At 65.0% G+C, this 300-nt stretch carries 1 protein-coding gene; it reads left to right on the top strand.

The genetic code is table 11. The annotated features are described in order from the left end of the window. A partial coding sequence (locus NE591_RS14435; RefSeq protein WP_256157006.1) for a hypothetical protein occupies nucleotides 1-300 on the top strand: 300 nt, incomplete at both ends.

The raw sequence follows: 300 nt of genomic DNA, 5'->3' as shown, positions 1-300 counted from the left end.
TGGGCCTCCCCCTGCACGCCGCTCAACTCCTCCATGGGCGTGCTGGAGGCGGACATCGACGGCGGCATCTTCAACGAGGATATCACGAACACCGAGGAGAGCACCTATACCGTGGTGGGCTGTTACGATCGTCCGGGCTACGCCCTTTCCACGGCGGCAGGCATGGTGGGCGTGACCACTGGGGGCGCCGCGCCCGACGCCTTTACCGACGTGTTCTTCACGTTGAACGACGTGGCCAACACCCAGCAGGTGGAAGAAGCCGCAGAGGCGCTGTTCCCCGACGAGCATGTGGTGCTCCAC

The organism is Adlercreutzia sp. DFI.6.23 (assembly GCF_024462535.1).
Classification (GTDB): Bacteria; Actinomycetota; Coriobacteriia; order Coriobacteriales; family Eggerthellaceae; genus Adlercreutzia; species Adlercreutzia rubneri.
Note: the sequence above shows the minus strand (reverse complement) of the source record. Positions and strands in the feature narration are given on the sequence as shown.